This window comes from Kitasatospora sp. NPDC001664 (assembly GCF_053596675.1).
In genome coordinates this window covers 344,775-362,134 of the sequence record NZ_JBSFGS010000003.1, presented here as the reverse complement: position 1 = coordinate 362,134, position 17,360 = coordinate 344,775, and the positions used below count along the sequence as shown (strand labels likewise).

General features: G+C 72.2%; 16 protein-coding genes, 1 pseudogene and 1 riboswitch. Of the genes and pseudogenes, 2 read left to right on the top strand and 15 right to left on the bottom strand.

The annotated features are described in order from the left end of the window. Nucleotides 1-70 precede the first annotated feature (70 nt). From ACWCYY_RS06415 to ACWCYY_RS06375, 9 genes are all read right to left on the bottom strand, one after another. Nucleotides 71-1,105 carry a hemolysin family protein gene (locus ACWCYY_RS06415; protein WP_449795295.1) on the bottom strand — a complete coding sequence of 345 codons (1,035 nt, stop codon included), beginning with the start codon at nucleotides 1,103-1,105 and terminating at the stop codon, nucleotides 71-73. After that, the gene (locus ACWCYY_RS06410; protein ID WP_449795294.1) at nucleotides 1,102-2,421 is read right to left on the bottom strand and encodes a hemolysin family protein; all 1,320 of its coding nucleotides are present in this window, start codon (nucleotides 2,419-2,421) and stop codon (nucleotides 1,102-1,104) included. The genes ACWCYY_RS06415 and ACWCYY_RS06410 overlap by 4 nt, the downstream gene beginning before the upstream one ends. Nucleotides 2,422-2,558: 137 nt before the next feature. Next, a complete protein-coding gene (locus ACWCYY_RS06405; RefSeq protein ID WP_345280996.1) occupies nucleotides 2,559-3,017 on the bottom strand; it encodes a PH domain-containing protein in 459 nt (152 codons plus the stop codon). Between the two features lie 119 nt (nucleotides 3,018-3,136). Further along, complete coding sequence (hisG, locus tag ACWCYY_RS06400) at nucleotides 3,137-3,985, bottom strand: ATP phosphoribosyltransferase (protein ID WP_345280998.1); 849 nt, start codon at nucleotides 3,983-3,985, stop codon at nucleotides 3,137-3,139. Nucleotides 3,986-4,039: 54 nt separating this feature from the next. After that, entirely contained in the window at nucleotides 4,040-4,312 is a 273-nt protein-coding gene (locus ACWCYY_RS06395; RefSeq protein WP_345281000.1) for a phosphoribosyl-ATP diphosphatase, read from the bottom strand. A 110-nt stretch (nucleotides 4,313-4,422) separates the two neighbouring features. Further along, the gene (gene ribH / locus ACWCYY_RS06390; RefSeq protein WP_345281002.1) at nucleotides 4,423-4,908 is read right to left on the bottom strand and encodes a 6,7-dimethyl-8-ribityllumazine synthase; all 486 of its coding nucleotides are present in this window, start codon (nucleotides 4,906-4,908) and stop codon (nucleotides 4,423-4,425) included. 84 nt (nucleotides 4,909-4,992) lie between these two features. Then, complete coding sequence (locus ACWCYY_RS06385; protein ID WP_449795293.1) at nucleotides 4,993-6,276, bottom strand: bifunctional 3,4-dihydroxy-2-butanone-4-phosphate synthase/GTP cyclohydrolase II; 1,284 nt, start codon at nucleotides 6,274-6,276, stop codon at nucleotides 4,993-4,995. Beyond that, the gene (locus tag ACWCYY_RS06380) at nucleotides 6,273-6,860 is read right to left on the bottom strand and encodes a nicotinamide mononucleotide transporter family protein (RefSeq protein ID WP_449795369.1); all 588 of its coding nucleotides are present in this window, start codon (nucleotides 6,858-6,860) and stop codon (nucleotides 6,273-6,275) included. The genes ACWCYY_RS06385 and ACWCYY_RS06380 overlap by 4 nt, the downstream gene beginning before the upstream one ends. 56 nt (nucleotides 6,861-6,916) lie before the next feature. After that, a complete protein-coding gene (locus ACWCYY_RS06375) occupies nucleotides 6,917-7,591 on the bottom strand; it encodes a riboflavin synthase (protein ID WP_449795292.1) in 675 nt (224 codons plus the stop codon). A gap of 178 nt (nucleotides 7,592-7,769) precedes the next feature. Next, nucleotides 7,770-7,897: riboswitch (FMN riboswitch) on the bottom strand. A gap of 160 nt (nucleotides 7,898-8,057) precedes the next feature. On the opposite strand from ACWCYY_RS06375, the gene ACWCYY_RS06370 reads away from it, so the two are divergent. Then, nucleotides 8,058-8,708, top strand: a complete 651-nt coding sequence (locus ACWCYY_RS06370; RefSeq protein WP_449795291.1) for an MSMEG_1061 family FMN-dependent PPOX-type flavoprotein — start codon at nucleotides 8,058-8,060, stop codon at nucleotides 8,706-8,708. A 61-nt stretch (nucleotides 8,709-8,769) separates the two neighbouring features. On the opposite strand, the gene ACWCYY_RS06365 is transcribed toward ACWCYY_RS06370, so the two are convergent. The 5 genes and pseudogenes from ACWCYY_RS06365 to ACWCYY_RS06345 all read right to left on the bottom strand — a co-directional run bounded on the left by ACWCYY_RS06365 (nucleotide 8,770) and on the right by ACWCYY_RS06345 (nucleotide 16,137). Then, a complete protein-coding gene (locus tag ACWCYY_RS06365) occupies nucleotides 8,770-11,829 on the bottom strand; it encodes a CARDB domain-containing protein (protein ID WP_449795368.1) in 3,060 nt (1,019 codons plus the stop codon). Nucleotides 11,830-12,210: 381 nt separating this feature from the next. Beyond that, nucleotides 12,211-13,056 (bottom strand): annotated as a pseudogene (locus ACWCYY_RS06360) (discoidin domain-containing protein); the annotation flags it as partial. Between the two features lie 194 nt (nucleotides 13,057-13,250). After that, the gene (locus ACWCYY_RS06355; RefSeq protein WP_449795290.1) at nucleotides 13,251-13,445 is read right to left on the bottom strand and encodes a hypothetical protein; all 195 of its coding nucleotides are present in this window, start codon (nucleotides 13,443-13,445) and stop codon (nucleotides 13,251-13,253) included. 154 nt (nucleotides 13,446-13,599) lie between these two features. Next, nucleotides 13,600-14,073, bottom strand: coding sequence for an SRPBCC domain-containing protein (locus ACWCYY_RS06350; RefSeq protein ID WP_449795289.1), 474 nt, complete (start codon nucleotides 14,071-14,073; stop codon nucleotides 13,600-13,602). Nucleotides 14,074-14,109: 36 nt separating this feature from the next. Then, nucleotides 14,110-16,137, bottom strand: coding sequence for a DHA2 family efflux MFS transporter permease subunit (locus ACWCYY_RS06345; RefSeq protein WP_449795288.1), 2,028 nt, complete (start codon nucleotides 16,135-16,137; stop codon nucleotides 14,110-14,112). A gap of 195 nt (nucleotides 16,138-16,332) precedes the next feature. Here ACWCYY_RS06345 and ACWCYY_RS06340 point away from each other — a divergent pair, with 195 nt between their 5' ends. Further along, the gene (locus ACWCYY_RS06340) at nucleotides 16,333-16,698 is read left to right on the top strand and encodes a hypothetical protein (RefSeq protein ID WP_449795287.1); all 366 of its coding nucleotides are present in this window, start codon (nucleotides 16,333-16,335) and stop codon (nucleotides 16,696-16,698) included. A 197-nt stretch (nucleotides 16,699-16,895) separates the two neighbouring features. Here ACWCYY_RS06340 and ACWCYY_RS06335 read toward each other — a convergent pair whose 3' ends face one another. After that, nucleotides 16,896-17,342 (bottom strand): MarR family winged helix-turn-helix transcriptional regulator, encoded by a 447-nt coding sequence (locus ACWCYY_RS06335; RefSeq protein WP_345281018.1) that lies wholly within the window; start codon nucleotides 17,340-17,342, stop codon nucleotides 16,896-16,898. Between the last annotated feature and the right edge of the window lie 18 nt (nucleotides 17,343-17,360).

Genomic DNA, 17,360 nt, shown 5'->3' with positions numbered 1-17,360 from the left:
TCCGTCCGGCCCACCCCGTCCACGCGTTCGGCCGAACCGCCCCCGGCCGCGCACCGCCGCCCCGTCCCCGCTACGGCCGCCGGTGGTCCGGGTCGTGCATCTCGCCGACCAGCTCCTCCAGGACGTCCTCCAGGGCCACCAGCCCCAGTGCCCTCCCGTCCTGGTCCACCACCGCGGCCAGGTGCGAGGCGGCCCGCTGCATCGCGGCCAGCGCGTCGTCCAGCGGCAGCGACCCGCGCAGCACGGTGACGGGCCGCCAGAGCCGCTCCGGCACCGGTGCCTCGCGGTCGTCCACGTCCAGAGCGTCCTTGACGTGCAGGTAGCCCCGCACCTGCCCGGCCCCGTCGAGGACGGGGAAGCGCGAGAAGCCGGTCCGCACCGCGAGGTCCTCGATCTCGGCGGCCGTCACCGCCGGCCCGACCGTGACCAGCTGGTCCGGGGCCAGCAGGACGTCGGTGACCGGCCGCACCCCCAACTCCAGGGCGTCCTCCAGCCGTTCCTGCCGCTGTTCGTCCAGCAGCCCGGCCTCCCTGGAGTCGGTCAGCAGGTAGAGCAGCTGCTCCGTGGTGAAGACCGACTCGACCTCGTCCTTGGGCTCGACCCGGAACAGCCGCAGCACGCCGTTGGCGAGGGCGTTCAGGAAGCGGATCACGGGTGAGAGCCAGCGCGCCAGCCGGTCCAGCGGCGGGCCGAGCCAGAGGGCGGCCTTCTCCGGCCCGGCCAGGGCGATGTTCTTCGGCACCATCTCGCCGACCACCATGTGCAGGAAGACCACCACCGCCAGCGCCACCGCGTAGCCGATCGGGTGGATCAGCTGCTCCGGGATCCCGACCGCCGTCAACGGCCCCTCCAGCAGGCCGGCGATGGTCGGCTCGGCCAGCGCGCCCAACAACAACGAGCAGACGGTGATGCCGAGTTGGGCGGCGGCCAGCATCGCCGAGACGTTCGACAGCGCGTGCAGCACCGTCCGCGCCCGGCCGTTGCCGGCCTCCGCCAGCGGTTCGATCTGGCTGCGCCGCACCGAGATGACGGCGAACTCGGCGCCGACGAAGAAGGCGTTGCCCAGCAGCAGGAGCAGCGATGCGGCCAGTTGCAGGACGCTCATGCGTCCCTCCCCTCGGCGGTGCGCCGCACCAGCACCCGGCTGGTGCGGTGCCGCTCCACGGCGAGCACGGTGAACCGCCAGCCGGGCAGTGACGCCTCCTCACCGGGAGCCGGGAGCTTGCCGAGCAGGTCGGAGAGCAGTCCGCCGAGCGTCTCGTACGGGCCGTCGGGCGCGTGCAGGCCGATCGCCTCCAGCTGGTCGAGCCGGGCCCGGCCGTCGGCCTCCCAGGCGGGCAGGCCGTCCTGGGCCGGCAGGGGCCGCAGGTCGGGCAGGTCGGCGAGGTCGTGCTCGTCCTGCACCTCGCCGACGATCTCCTCGACGATGTCCTCCAGGGTGACCACCCCGGCGGTGCCGCCGTACTCGTCCACCACGACGGCCATCGGCTGCTCGCGCCGCAGCCGGTCGAGCAGCTCCTCGCAGGGCAGCGTCTCGGGCACCAGCAGGGCGGGGTGGGCGAGTTGGGCCACCCGGATGCTCGGGCGGCGCTCGGCCGCCACGGCCAGCGCGTCCTTGAGGGTGACGGTGCCGGTGACCTCGTCCAGGCCCTCGGCGTAGACCGGGAAGCGGGAGTAGCCGGTGGCCCTGGTCAGGTTGAGCACGTCGGAGGCGGTGGCGTCGCGCTGGAGGGCGGCGACGTCGATCCTCGGGGTCATCACGCTCCCGGCGGTGAGCTCGGCCAGCGCCAGGGTCTTCACGAAGAGCTTGGCCGACTGCTCGTCCAGCGCCCCCTCCTTGGCGGAGTGCCGGGCCAGTGAGACCAGCTCCTCGGGGGTGCGGGCGTGGTCCAGCTCCTCCTGCGGCTCGATGCCGAGCGCCCGGACCATCCGGTCGGCGGAGCCGTTCAGGAGGCGGATCAGCGGGCGGCAGACGGCGGAGAAGACCCGCTGCGGGCCGACCACCGCGTAGGCGACCTGCACCGGGTGGGAGATGGCCCAGTTCTTCGGCACCAGCTCGCCCGTCACCATCTGCACCACGGTGGCCAGCGCCATCCCGACCGCCACCGCGAGGCCGTGCGCGGCGGTCTCCGGCACGCCGAGGCCGGTGAGCACGGGAGCGAGCAGCACCGAGAGGGCGGGCTCGGCGAGCATGCCGACCACCAGGGAGGTGACGGTGATGCCGAGTTGGGCCCCGGAGAGCTGGAAGGAGAGCTGCCGCTGCGCCTTCTGCACGCGCTGCGCCCTGCGGTCCCCCTCGGCGGCGGAGCGTTCGATCGTCCCCCGGTCGACCGTGACGAGGGCGAACTCGGCGGCCACGAACAGGCCGTTGGCGAGGATCAGCAGCAGGGCCGCGAGCAGCAGCAGCCAGGCGGTGGTCACGGTGCCGCCTCCCGGTCGGGAGAGGCGGCGTCGGTACTGCTACCGGACGGATCGTCCATCGAGGGGAGGTGTCACTCCTCAGGTCGTAAGGGTCACCGGCCAGCGTAGACGATGGCCGTACGGGAACGGAGGACCCGTCAGACCCGCGCCGCGCCCCGGTGCTCCACCAGGTCACGCAGGGCCCGGGCGGCCCGGACGGCCTGCGCGCGGCCGCCGCCCGCCTGGATGCCGACGGCGGCCAGCGCGGTGCCGTCGGACAGGTCGAGGGTCACCCAGGGGTCGCCCTGACGGAAGTTCACCCGGACGACCTGGGCCCAGCTCAACCGGTGGCTGCGGACGAAGTTGGTCACCGTGACCCCCTCCGCGTCGGCCTTCACCTGCGGGCGGGCGAGCATCACGCCGACCGAGGCGAACAGCAGGCCGGAGCAGAACATCGCCACCCGGTCGTTGAAGTGCCAGTGCGGCGGCAGGGCCACGGCCATGGTGGTGAAGAGCACCAGGAAGACGGCGCAGATCACCGCGAGCACGACCCGGTTGCGGCGCGGGGCCCAGGTGACGGGCAGGTCGACGGCGGGCGGGGCGGCGGGGCTGGACACGTGGTTCTCCAGACGGGGAAAGCCGAAGGGTGGGACGTCGCTGACGACGTCCCACCCTACGAGGTGCTTACACGCTCCGAGACGGCAGGCCCGGACGCGCCGGGCTCAGAGGGCCCGGCTCAGATGCGGCAGGCGTGGATGTTGGTGACCAGGATGGCCCGGGCACCGATCGCCCAGAGGTCGTCCATGATCCGCTGGGCCTCCTTGCGCAGCACCATGGAGCGGACCGCGACCCAGCCCTCGGTGTGCAGCGGCGAGACGGTCGGCGACTCCAGGCCCGGCGTCAGGGCGACGGCCTCGCTGACCTTCTCGGCCCGGATGTCGTAGTCCATCAGCACGTAGCGGCGGGCCACCAGCACGCCCTGCAGCCGGCGCAGGAAGCCCTCGACCCGGGCGTCCTCGCCCGCGCCCTTGGGCCGGATGACCACCGCGTCGGAGACCAGGATCGGCTCGCCGAAGATCTCCAGACCGGCGTTGCGCAGGCTGGTGCCGGTCTCCACCACGTCGGCGATCACGTCGGCCACGCCGAGCTGGACCGCGGTCTCCACCGCGCCGTCCAGCTTGGTGACGGTGGCCTTCACGCCGTGCTCGGCCAGGTGCTGCTCGACCAGGCCGGTGTAGGAGGTGGCGATCCGCAGGCCCTCCAGGCCCTGCACGTCCGCGACCTCCACGCCGACCGGCTTGGCGAACCGGAAGGTCGAGCCGCCGAAGCCCAGCGCCAGCACCTCCTCGGCGTCCGAGGCGGAGTCCAGCAGCAGGTCCCGGCCGGTGATGCCGACGTCGAGGCGGCCGGAGCCGACGTAGACGGCGATGTCGCGCGGGCGGAGGAAGAAGAACTCGACCTGGTTCTCCGGGTCGACCAGCACCAGCTCCTTGGGGTCCTTGCGCTGGCGGTAGCCGGCCTCATGGAGCATCTCCGCCGCGGGACCCGAGAGCGAACCCTTGTTGGGGACGGCGATGCGCAGCATGAGAGAGGAGCCCTTCATCGGGAGGTGTGGGTGTTCCGGAGTACTGAGGGTGTTTCAGAGGTACTTGTAGACGTCGTCCAGCGTCAGCCCGCGCGCGACCATCATCACCTGAAGGTGGTAGAGGAGCTGCGAGATCTCCTCCGCCGTCTCCTCGGTGGACTGGTACTCGGCGGCCATCCAGACCTCGGCCGCCTCCTCGACGACCTTCTTGCCGATCGCATGGACGCCCTGCTGGACGAGCTGCGCGGTGCGGGAGGTCGAGGGGTCGGCCGTGGCGGCCTTCTGCTGGAGCTCGGTGAACAGCTCCTCGAATGTCTTCGAAGCCATGATGGGCTCACCTTACGGCTTGCGGGCTGACGGACGGTAAACGATTCCGGAGCGTGGACACTCCGCTGGACGTCCGGCGTACGCCGGCCCGCCACCGGGTCAGCGCCGGGTCAGCGCCAGGGCTCGGAGACGGAGCGCAGCGCGGCGGCGGTGGCGACCGCCGCGGTGACGGCCTCGTGGCCCTTGTCCTCGGCCGAGCCGGGCAGGCCGGCGCGGTCCAGCGCCTGCTGCTCGTTGTCGCAGGTCAGCACGCCGAAGCCGACCGGGACGCCGGTCTGCACGCTGACGTCGGTCAGGCCGATGGTGGCGCCCTGGCAGACGTAGTCGAAGTGCGGGGTGCCGCCACGGATGACCACGCCGAGCGCGACCACGGCGTCGTAGCCGCGCTCGGCCAGCACCTTGGCGGCGACCGGGAGTTCGAAGGTGCCGGGCACCCGGACGATGGTCGGCTCCTCGATGCCGAGCTCCTTGAGCGCGCGGTGCGCGCCGTCCAGCAGGCCGTCCATCACCTGCTGGTGCCACTGCGCGGCGATCACCGCGACCCGCAGGTCGGCGCAGTTCTTGAGGGTCAGCTCGGGGGCTCCGTGGCCGCTCACGTGGGTGGTCCGTTCTCTGGGTGGTGGTGGTTCGTCAGGTCTGCGGGTTCGGCGGGTGCGCGGTGGCGGGTGCGCGGTGGCGGGTCAGGCCTCGGGGTCGAGCCGGGTCAGCTCGTGGCCCATCCGGTCCCGCTTGGTGCGCAGGTAGGCGGCGTTGTGCTCGCCGGGCTGGGTCTCCAGGCCCCGACGGCCCTTGACCTTGATGCCGTGCTCGGTCAGCGCGGCGGTCTTGTCGGGGTTGTTGGTGAGCAGGGTCAGCGAGCGGACCCCGAGGTCGACGAGCATGTGGGCGCCGATGCTGTAGTCCCGGGCGTCGGCCGGCAGGCCGAGTTCGAGGTTGGCGTCCACCGTGTCGCGGCCCTGCTCCTGGAGCTCGTAGGCGCGCAGCTTGTGGGTGAGGCCGATGCCCCGGCCCTCGTGGCCGCGCAGGTAGACCACCACGCCGCGGCCGGAGGCGGCCACCTCCTCCAGCGAGGCGGCCAGCTGGGGGCCGCAGTCGCAGCGGAGCGAGCCGAAGACGTCGCCGGTGAGGCACTCGGAGTGCAGGCGCACCAGCACGTCCTCGCCGACCGGGAGCTTGCCGTCGGCGGTCAGCCCGCCGGCCACCAGCGCGATGTGCTCGACCCCGTCCAGCGTGCCCTTGTAGCCAACCGCGGTGAACTCGCCGTACTCGGTGGGCAGTTGGGTGACGGCGGTGCGCTTGACGTGCAGCTCGGTGCGGCGCCGGTAGGCGATCAGGTCCTCGATCGAGATGATCGCCAGGCCGTGTTCGCGGGCGAAGGCGACCAGCTCGGGCAGCCGGGCCATGGTGCCGTCGTCGTTGACCACCTCGGCGATGGCACCGGCCGGGGCCAGCCCGGCGAGGCGGGCCAGGTCCACGGCGGCCTCGGTGTGGCCGGGGCGGACCAGCACGCCGCCCTCGACGGCGCGCAGCGGGAAGACGTGGCCGGGGCGGGTGAGGTCGCCCGGCTCGGTGGCCACCGTGGAGAGCAGCTTGACGGTGCGGGCCCGGTCGGCGGCCGAGATGCCGGTGTCCACGCCGTCGCGGGCGTCCACCGAGATCGCGTAGGCGGTGCCCTTGCGGTCCTCGTTGACCTGGGTCATCGGGGGCAGCTTGAGCCGGTCCAGCTCCTCGCCGGTCATCGGCACGCAGATCACGCCGGAGGAGTAGCGGATGGTGAAGGCCATCAGCTCGGGGGTGGCGGCGGAGGCGGCGAAGACGATGTCGCCCTCGTTCTCGCGGTCCTCGTCGTCGACCACGATGACCGGCCGGCCGAGCGCGATGTCGGCCACGGCCCGCTCCACCGGGTCGAGCGCGAAGGCGTCGTCGACCAGCTGACGGATGTCGTTCTCGGGCTGCACGGTCATGCCGAAACTCCTTGCGGGACGGCCTTGTTGGCGGGCCGGGGGGTGCGGGTGCGGGTCCACCAGGCCTGCAGGCCCAGCAGCACGAGCACGAAGTAGATGGCGTAGGTGATGCCGGAGAAGGTGTAGCCGCTGGTGAAGGCGAGCGGGACGCCGACCAGGTCGACGGCGATCCAGGCGAACCAGAACTCCACCCAGCCCCTGGCCTGCGCGTACATCGCGGCCAGCGTGCCGGTGAAGATGTAGGCGTCGGCCCACGGGCTCCAGGAGAGCTCCGGGACGGCGATGAACAGCCCGGCGAGGGCGACGGTGGCCACCGCGGTGGCGCCGATCAGGGCGGCGCGCTCGCGGGCGGTGGCGAAGCGGACCTCGATCTCACCGGTCGCGCGGCGGCCGCGCTGCCACTGGGTCCAGCCCCAGACGGCGGCCACGATCACGATGCCCTGCTTGCCGATCAGGCCGGTCAGGTGGGCCGAGAGGTAGGCGCCGATCAGCACCATGCCGGAGAGCAGCTGGACCGGCCAGCTCCAGACCGAGCGGCGCCAGCCGAGGGCCAGCGCGGCCAGGCCGAGCAGGTTGCCCACCATGTCGGTCCACTTGACGGTCTGGCCGAATATCGAGAAGGCGGTTTCGTTGAGCCAGTTCACGAGGCGTCCCCGGGGAGGATGGTGGGCAGGTCGGTGGGGAGGGTGCGCGCGTCGAGCAGCCGCTCGACGTACTTGGCGAGGACGTCCACCTCGAGGTTGACCGGGTCGCCGACCTGCTTGGCGCCGAGCGTGGTCAGGGCCAGGGTGGCCGGGATGAGGCTGACGGTGAAGCTGTCGAGGGCGGCCTCCACCACGGTCAGGCTGACGCCGTCCACCGTGATCGAGCCCTTCTCCACCAGGTAGCGGGTGATGCCCTGGGGCAGCGAGAAGCGGAGCACCTCCCAGCGGAGGTTGCCGTCCGCGTCCAGGTCGCCGGGCTCGCGGGAGAGCAGGGTGCCGGTGGCGTCCACGTGGCCCTGGACCAGGTGGCCGCCGAGCCGGGCGCCGAGCGCCATGGCCCGCTCCAGGTTGACCCGGGAGCCGGGGGCGAGTGCGCCGAGGCTGGAGCGGTGCAGCGTCTCGGCCATCACGTCGGCACTGAACTCACCGGTGCCGGCGGCCAGTTGCTCGGGGCTGTCGACCACGGTCAGGCAGACGCCGTTGACCGCGATGGAGTCGCCGTGCCCGGCGTCGGTACAGACCACGGGGCCACGCAGGCAGATGCGCGAGGAATCGCCGATCTCCTCGATGGAGACGACCTCGCCGAGCTCTTCGATGATGCCGGTGAACACCCGGGTTCTCCTCGCGCTGCTAGGGCGCGGACTCCGGGGCGGCACTGGGAGATGACACGACGGGTACCGGGACGACGGTGCGTGCACCGGGACGGCCCTCGACAGAGAGCTCTCCCGTGGAAGACACGACTCCTCGGGGAAGAGCCGTGGTACCGCACACCGCTGTTCACTACCCGCCCGCGCACGCCTCCCATCCGGACTTTAACCGTCGGTCCAGGAATTTCACCTGGTCAACCGGCCGCTGGCTGCGGACGGGTCGCGGACTGTAACCGCCGGTTCGGATTTTCACCGACCCCGGAGTGCGCTGAACGTCACTGCTGTTTCTGCCGACATTGTGCCACGTGCGCGGAACCGGCCGGGAGGGGCCGCTCCTGTGTCATGTTTCACTCCGTCAGGTCGCGGTGCGGCCGCATCGGTGGGAATATCCCCTGCCGCCAAGATCGTCCGTGGGCTACCGTGCCGGTACGTGACGACATCCGATGCCTTCGAGGCACTCCGAGCCGGTGCCCTGTCCTCCGTCGAGCAGCTCCGCGAGCTGTACGAGCACCCGGGCGACGCGGCCCGCCGCAAGCAGGTCGACCACGTCAACGACACCTCCCGCGAACTCATCGCCTGCGCCTCGCTGGTGATGCTGGCCAGCCACGGCACGGACGGCAGCTGCGACGTCACCCCGCGCGGAGGCCCGCCCGGCTTCGTCTCGGTCCTGGACGAGCGGACCCTGGCCATACCGGACGCCACCGGCAACAAGCGCCTCGACAGCCTGCACAACATCGTCGAGACCGGCCGGGTCGGCCTGCTCTTCGTGATCCCCGGCCGGGACACCACCCTGCGGGTCAACGGCCGCGCCCTGGTCTCCGCCGACGCCGAGCTGCTCGGCCGGCTCACCGCCGTCGGCAAGCCCCCGCGCAGCGCGGTCGTGGTCCGGGTCGAGGAGGTCTACGGCCACTGCCCGAAGGCCTTCCTGCGCGGCTCCGCCTGGAAGCCCGAGCAGTGGCTCGCCCCCGACCGCGCCCCCAGCTCCGCCCGGGTCACCCAGGCCAACATCGGCGACCCGGGGCTGACCATCGAGATGATCGAGCAGTCCGAGCGCGAGGCCCTGCTGTACCGGTACGAGTAGCACCACGGGGTCGGTGGTCCGCCGTGCGGCGGACCACCGACCCCGTGGCCGGGACGGACGGCTACCCGTTGGTGAAGGTGAAGGTGGTGCCGGGCTGGCGGACCACGTCCCCCTTCGCGGAGTTGGCGACGGTCACGTTCGTCAGGGTCGCGCTGCCGCGGGCCCCGGACATGGCCAGGATGCCCGCACCGTTGTTGGACCTTTCGATCCGCACGTTGGTGACCTTCACGTCGGGGATGGTGCCCCCGCCGGTCTTGAACTGGATGCCGTCGTAGGTGGAGTCGAGGATCTCGGTGTCCCGGATCACCACCCCCGGGATGTCCTGGTTGGCAGCGAAGAGCGTGAGCGCGCCGAACTCCTGGTCCTCGTTCCAGAACGCGCCGCCGCTGCGGACGATCGCGTTGTTGGCGATCAGCGTCTGCCCGGAGAAGGGCAGCGGGTCGTGGTCGGTGGCGAGCATGATGCCGGGGTAGTTGGCGGTGTCGTAGACCAGGTTGTTCTCGATCTTGTTGCCGTAGCCGCCGTAGACCGCGATGCCCGTTGCCCGCCACGGGAGTTGGACGGTGTTGTTGGTGAAGCTGTTGTCGTGTCCGATGTCCACCGAGGTGTTCTTGACGTACTTGTTGGCCCAGACGGCCATCGCGTCGTCACCGGTGGTGCGGAAGGTGGAGTTGAAGACCTTGGAGTTGCGGGTGCCGTTGGAGAAGTTGATGCCGTCCGCGTAGGTGTCGCGGATCCGCATGCCGCTGAACTGCAGACCGTCCGCCGGGCCCCACAGGTCCGGGATGTTGTCGTAGTCGCGGCCGACCCAGACGCCGACGTTGGAGTGCTCGATCCAGACGTTGCTGATCCTCGTGTTCCTGCCGAACCGGCCGTTCAGGGCGACGCCGCCCTCCGAGCCGTCCGAGGCGCCGCGGATCCGGCCGGAGCCGAAGATCGCGATGTCGGAGATCTGGGTGTTGTCGTCGATGTCGAAGCCGAAGTTGCCCTCGTGCGGGTGGTTGATGGAGCCCGTGGCGTTCTGCGGCTCGATCAGCGAGTAGAGCTGCGAGTGCCACATGCCGGCGCCGCGGATCGTCACGTCCCGGATCCCCACCTGGTTGTAGGCGCCCCGGTTCAGCGGGTCGTCGGTGAGGATCTTCTTCTCCTGGCGCCACTGGCCGGCCGGGATCCAGACGCAGGCGATGGTGCCGTTCTGATCGGCCGTCACGGCGGCCTGGATCGCGGCGGTGTCGTCCAGCCCGTCGTTCGGCACGGCGCCGAAGTCGGCGATCGAGGTGCACTCGGCCGGCTTGGCGGTCGGCGGGGCGACCTGCTCCAGGTCGATCAGGTCGATCGCGTAGAAGGCCGCGCCGTCGCCGCCGTCCTTCTGGAGCCGGAGCTTGGTGCCGGCCGGGTAGCTCTGCGGGAGCAGCGCGTGCGCCTCGTCGAAGAGCCGTCGGCCGTCGGCCTGCGGGGTCTGGGTGAGGCCCTCGGGCTGGTCGGTGGTTCCGTACAACCAGCTGTGCTTGGAGGAGAGTTGGAGCTTCTGCACGAAGACGCCGTTGGCGTAGAGGCTCAGCGTGGCGTCGGCGCCGCCACCGCCCGGGGCGTCCGGGACGGAGTTGCGGACCACGATGGAGTTGGTCGGCACGGTCGAGGTGATCTCGACGTACTGGCCGGTGGAGGTCAGCCGGACGGACTTGCGGCCGGAGGACTCGGAGGCGAAGTTGGTGTGCCCGAACGTGCGCTCCGCGTCGGCCTGGAGCAACTCGCCCTGGTAGGCGCCGTCCTCGGCCTCGTAGGAGGTGTAGGGAGCGGCCGCGCCCCGGCCGACCACGATCGGCCTGGCGAGCACGTTGTTGTTCTCGTTGGTCTCCGCGGCGGTGCCGGTGGCGTCGGCGGTGACGGTGATCGTCGCGCCGCCGGCGACCGCCGTCCAGGTGCCGGTGACCGGCAGGCTGACGGTCTGTCCGGCCGCGACGGCCGGGGTGGCGGTGTTCAGCGTGGCGGTGCCGACGGTGAGTCGGGTGACGCCGGCCGGGGCCGGGTCGATGCCCCGGTTGCGCAGCTGGACGGTGAAGGAGGTGGGCGCACCGGCGGCCGGGCTGGCCGGGTTCGGGGTGACGTCCAGGACCTCCAGGTCCGGGCCGGGGGCCTGGGTGACGGTGATCGGGCCGGCGGCCGCGAGCAGGTTGTTGTCCTCGTTCCGCTCCCGCACCGAGTTGTCGGCGTCGACCCGGGCGCTCGGCAGGTAGGAGCCCTGCGGGCGGGTGCCGATGGACTTCGAGACGGTCACCGACTCCCCTGCGGCCAGCGCCGGGAGGGCGACGCTGTCGGCCAGCGCGCCGCCGAGCAGGAAGTCGACGGTGTCGGCGGGCGAGGGCAGGTTGCCGACGTTCTTCACCGTGGCCCGCAGCGTGATCGCGGTGGTCTCGTTCGGCGTCTGCGGGGTCCAGGAGACGTCGGTGACGGTGAGGTCGGGGTTGGGCGCGGGGGTGCCGATGACCTGGTACTCGGCCACCTGCCCGGCTGGCGCACCGGAGTTGGAGGTGATCCTCAGCTGGACCTCGGAGGCCCGGCCGGTGACCGGGATGGTCACCGTGTTGGCCCCGCTCGCCGGGTCGAAGCGGTAGTCGGCGGCGGCCTTGAGGCTGGTGAAGCCGGTGGCGCCGTCGGCCCGGCCGAGCACCTGGACGTTCTGGGTGCGGGCACCCCAGGCGGCGTCGGGGTTGAGCTTGAGCACGATGCGCTGCAGGTCGGCGTCCGAACCCAGCTTCACCGTCAGGGTGTTGGGGTACGCGCCGGCGTTCCCCTCCCAGTAGGTGGCGGTGTTGTTGTCGTTGGCGTTGGCCGGCGCGAAGGTCCAGGCCTGCCCGGATGCCTCGATCGGCTTGCCGCCCGCCAGGTTGGAGCCGGGGGTGCCCGGGTCGCCGGGGCGGGTCACGGCGGCGCTCGGGTCGGAGAGGTTGCCCGCCGCGTCCTTGGCCCGCACCGTGTAGGTCACGGTGGCGGAGGCGGGCTGACTGTCGGTGAAGGTGCGGACGGTGGCGGCCGTGCTCGCCTTCAACTGCCCGTCGGCGTAGACCTCGTAGCCCGTCACCCCGACGTTGTCGGTTGCCGCGTCCCAGCTCAGCCGGATCTGCCCGGCGGCGGGCTCGGTGTAGGCGAGGTTCCCGGGCGCGGTCGGCTTCACGGTGTCGCCGGGGTTCTCCCCGGGACGGGTGACCGGGGCACTCGGGTTGGACTGGTTGCCCGCCGCGTCCTTGGCCCGCACGGTGTAGGTGACGCTCTCGGTGGCCGGGCGGGTGTCGGTGTAGGTCAGCACGCCGGCCGCGACGGAGCCGAGCAGCGCCCCGTTGGCGTACACGTCGTACCCGGTCACCCCGACGTTGTCGGTGGCGGCCGTCCAGGCCAGCCGGATCTTGCCGGCCTCGGGCTGGCTGTACGTCAGGTCGGCCGGGGCGGTGGGAGCCTGGGTGTCGCCGCCGACCGGGCCGTACGCCTCGAACTCCGACAGCTGGGCGGCCGGCCAGGCGGAGTTGGCGGTGAACAGCAGCCGCAGGTAGCGGGTGGTCGCGGTGGGCAGCGAGACCGTGACGACGTTGCCCGCCGCCGGGTCGAAGCTGTAGGCGGCCTGGGCCAGCAGGTCGGTGAAGGAACTGCCGTCGGTGGAGCCCTGCACCTTGACGGTCTGGCTGCGCTGCTCCCAGCCGGCCGGCAGCTTGAGCACCAGGCGGTTGACCTGCGTGGCGGCGCCCAGGTCGCCCTGGATCCACTGCGGGAAGGCGTTGGACGAACTCTCCCAGTAGCTGGCCTGGTTGGCGTCGTTGACGTTCCCGGCCCCGTACTGGCCGTTGGCACTGCTCGCCGTCAGGGTGCGGCCCCGGAGCAGGTCGGCCGAGGCGGTGGCGGCGCCGTAGACCTCGAACTCGGAGAACTGGGCGGCCGGCCAGGCGGTGTTCGCCGCGACCTGGATGCGGACCCAACGGGCATTGGTGGCCGGGAAGTTGATCCGGACGGTGTTCCCGGCGGCCGGATCGAAGGTGTAGGCCGCCGAGGCCACGATCGCCGAGAAGGCGGAGCCGTCGGTCGAGCCGAGCACCGCCAGCGTCTCGCTGCGGCTCCCCCAGCCGGCCGGCAGCTTGAGCGCCACCTGGTCGATCGAGGCGGCGGCGCCGAGGTCCACCTGGACCCACTGCGGGAGCGCGCCGTTGCCGCTCTCCCAGTAGCTGGCCTGGTTCCCGTCGTTGACGTTCCCGGCCACGTACTGGCCGTTGGCACTGCTCGCGGTCACCGTCCGCCCGGCGGCGAGGTTGGGCCCGCCCGCCGCGTGGGTCGGCAGGACGGGCCCGGCGAGCAGCAGCATGCCCACCGCGACCGACGTCGCCGTCAGTCGCGGGAGTATGCGATTCGATCTCATGACGTCCCTCTGTCTCTGCAGTAGGTGGGGGTGGGAGTCGAGAATTTGATCGCTGCTTGTTCAGTTTTTGCGTGAGGGTGCGCCAAGAGTTACAGAGGGATGTCAAAAGTGTCAACGGTGGGCACACCGCGGGCGCACGGTCAGCGCGCGGTCGGCCCCACCGCCGACAGCACCGCCACCCGCCCCGAGCGGAGCAGCAGGGTGAGCGGCTCGACCGCCGCACCGGGCTCGCCGCCGGGGTAGCTCCACCCGGCGGCCGGGCCCTCGGTCCTGGTCCAGACGTCTCCGGCGGCGTCGATCACCACGTCGCCGGGCTGCCAGTCGAGGTCGGTCATGCGGGGTCCTCCGGTCCGTCGTCCGTGCACGGATCGGTGCACCCCTTCAACGCTAGGGTGACGTCCGGCCGGGGCGGGGCGCCGTCCGGCCCGTGTCGCGCGGACCTTGGTCCCGGCCGGGACGGACGGTCCCTCCGCCGGTCGGCGGGGGGGCTCACTCCCCCGCGGGGTGGTGGTCCGGCACCGCGTTCAGCTCGATGCCGTGCTCCAGCAGCGCCTTGACCGCGCACAGCACCGTGGTGAAACCGCCCACCGTGTCGTTCACCCACCGCACGGCCTCGTCGCCGCTGCCCTGGAAGCCGGTCTCGGTGACCTCCACGAAGGTGGTGTCCGCCGTGCGCGGGGTGAAGGTCAGCTCGACGCTGGTCGGCTGGTCGTAGTTGCCCCACTCGAAGCGGATCATCCGGTGGTCGACCACCTCACGGACCCGGACCTCGACCGAGACCCCGTAGGTGGCCCACTCCCAGGTCAGCTCGGCGCCCTCGGCCATCGGCCCGCTGCTGCGGGTGTACCAGACCCGGGTGGTCACCGCCGGGTCGGCGAAGGCCGCGAATACCTCCGCCGCCGGGCGGCGGACCATCATGCAGGCGTAGGCGGCGGGCTCGTGGGTCAGCTCCAGTCGTTCCATGGCACGATCATGCGCCCTCGGAGCCCGCCCGCCCCGTCACACCGTGGCGTGTTCCTGCTCCTCCTGGTAGAGCCGGGCCGCCATGGTCTCGATCGCCCGGTCCAGCCGGGCCCGGTCCTCCGGATCGGTGACGTCCCAGTCGTCCAGGTGGTGGCCCAGCCACTGGCGCCAGGCCTCGCCGATCCGGTCCACCTCGGCCTGCCCGGCCGGGGTGAGGCTGAGCCGCCCGTCCGAGGCCGCCACGTGACCGCTGTCCACCACCTTCTCGAAGGCCGGCTCCAGCACCTCGCCCGGTACGTGGTGGGCGACCGCGATCGACTCCACGTCCGCTCCCCCGCCGTACCGGCCGCGCCAGTACACCTGCCCGACCGCCCAGGCCTGACCGGGCGTCAGCGCGGTGCCGGAGTCCGCGAGGATCCGCTCCTTGACCGCCTGCCGTCCCTTGGTCTTGCGCAGCAGGTTGGAGACCGCCCGCTCCAGCTGCCGGTCCGCGTCGGCCGAATCCGGCGCGCCGAAGCCCTCGCCGATGTCCCCGGCCCCGGCGCGGGCGCTGTCGCGCAGCGGGACCTCCTTGAGGAACCAGGCGACCACGAAGCCGACCAGGGCGACCGGCACCACCCACTGGAAGACGTAGTTCACCGTGTCCGCGTACGCGGTGATGAAGGGCGCGGCCTGCTCCGCGGGCAGGGCGTCCAGCCCGGCCGGGCTCTGCACGGCGGCCGGCGGCACCGAGGGCTGCTCGGCGGCCGCCTTCGCCAGATTGGGCGTCAGCTGACTGCTGAACAGCGTGCCGAAGACCGCCGTCCCGAAGGAGCTGCCCAGCGTACGGAAGAAGGTCACGCCCGAGGTGGCGGTGCCGAGTTCGTGGTACGGCACGGTGTTCTGCACCGCGATGGTGAGCACCTGCATGGCCAGCCCGATGCCGAGGCCGAGCACCAGCATGTACAGCGACTCCAGCCAGACCCCGGTGCCCGGGCCCATGGTGGACATCATCCAGAGGCCGACCGCCATCACGCCGGTGCCCAGGATCGGGAAGATCCGGTACCTGCCCGTCCGGCTCACCACCACGCCGGAGAGCATCGAGGTGCCCAGCAGGCCGGCCACCATCGGCAGCGTCCGCACGCCCGACATGGTGGCCGAGACCCCGTCCACGAACTGCAGGTAGGTCGGCAGGTACGTCATCGCGCCGAGCATCGCGAAGCCGACGATGAAGGAGAGGATCGAGCAGACCGTGAACACCGAGTTCCGGAAGAGGTGCATCGGGAGCATCGGCTCCTCGGCCCGGAGCTCCACCACCACGAAGGCCACCAGCAGCAGCACCGAGCCCGCGAACAGCCCGATGATCACCGGCGATCCCCAGGCGTACTCGTTGCCGCCCCACTCCAGGCCGAGCACCAGCCCGGAGGCGCCGAGCGCGACCAGGACGATGCCCGCGTAGTCGATCATCGGCTTGACCGCCGCCCGTACCGACGGGATGGTCCGGGCCGCCATCACCACCATCACGACCGCGATCGGCACGTTGACGTAGAAGCACCAGCGCCAGGAGGCGTGGTCGGTGAAGAGCCCGCCCAGGGTCGGACCGACCACCGTGGTCACGCCGAAGACCGCCCCCAGCGCACCCTGGTACTTGCCGCGCTCGCGCAGCGGGATCACGTCGGCGATCAGCGCCATCGCGGTGACCATCAGCCCGCCGCCGCCGATGCCCTGGACGGCCCGGCCGACGATCAGCAGCAGCATGCCGTTGGCCGCGCCGGAGACCACCGAGCCGGCGACGAAGACCACCGCGCTGACCTGGAAGACGATCTTGCGGCCGAACAGGTCGCCGAACTTGCCGACCAGCACGGTGGCCACCGTCTCGGCCAGCAGGTACGCCGTCACCACCCAGGCCATGTGCCCGCCGCCGCCCAGCTCGGCCACGATGGTGGGCAACGCGGTGGAGACGATCGTCTGGTCCAGTGCGGCCATCAGCATGCCGAGCACGATGGTCGCGAAGACCACGTTGGTCTGACGGCGGCTCAGCGCCGGTGGCGCCTTGGACGCTTCGGCGACGGCGGTGGCGGACACACGGCCTCCCGTTCGGGCTGGCGGGCGTTCGGGCTGACAGGTACCGCCAGCCTTGGGCCCCGCGCCGCGGGCCGCCACCGCAGACGGCGGACCGGGTGACCCGGTACCCCTGGCGGACACCCTCGCGCCGCCGCGGATCCGGCCGCCCGAAACCCGCTCGCTTCGGCGCCCGCCCGCTGCCTAGGGTCTGACGGTATGTCGACCCACTCCACCCCCGCCCCGCTCCGCGAGCGGCTGCGCTCCGACCTGACCACCGCCCTGAAGGCCCGTGACCGCGCCGCCGCGTCCGTGCTGCGCGCCACCCTGGCCGCGATCGAGAACGCCGAGGCGGTGGCGGTGCCGGAGCCCACCGGCCCGCTGGCCGTCGAGCTGCTGCCGGTCGGGGTCGGCGCCGCCGAGGCCGAGCGCCGCCAGCTCACCGAGGCGGACGTGGCGGCGATCGTCCGGGCCGAGCTCGCCGAACGGGAGGGCGCGGCCGCCGAGTACGAGCGGTTGGGCCGCGACGAACAGGCCGCGCAGCTCCGCGCCGACGCCGCACGGCTCGCCGGCTACCTGGGCTGACCCGGGCCCGGGCCGCAGCGACGGGGAGCACGGGCGTGACGGAGCGGTGCGGCGACCACCGGGCACGAGCCGAGGTGCACGGGCACCGGCGGGCCGCGCCGGCTCCCGGCTCCCGGCTCCCGGCTCCCGGCTCCCGGCTCCCGGCTCCCGGCTCCCGGCTCCCGGTCGAGCGTGACGCCCCCGCGCGGGTCGGCCGCTCAGAGCTCGCCGGAGCGGACCAGCCGGGCCAGCAGCTCCGCCAGCTGCTCCCGCTCGGACGAGCTGAGGGCGACGGTGAGTTCGTCGTTGGCCTCGCGGCAGAGCTGGTCGCCGCGGCGCAGCCGCCGGACCCCGGCCGGGGCGAGGGTGATGACGTTCTTGCGCCGGTCCCGGGTGTCGGGTGCCCGCTCGACCAGTCCGTCCTCCTGGAGCTCGCCGACCAGGGCGACCATGTCCTTCGGGTCGATCCCGGTGCTGCGGCTGAGCTCGGCCTGGGAGACGGGCGCCAGTTCGGCGACGGCGGCCAGCACCGCGTACTGCGGCATCCGCAGGCCCGCCAGGGCCAGCGCTTCGCCGACCAGCCGGTGGCCCCGGGCCGACGCCCGGCCGAGCAGCCAGCTCGGGAGGGTCCGGATCGCGTCGGGGGCCTGCGGTGGTTGGTTCACGTGACAAGCCTAGCCCGA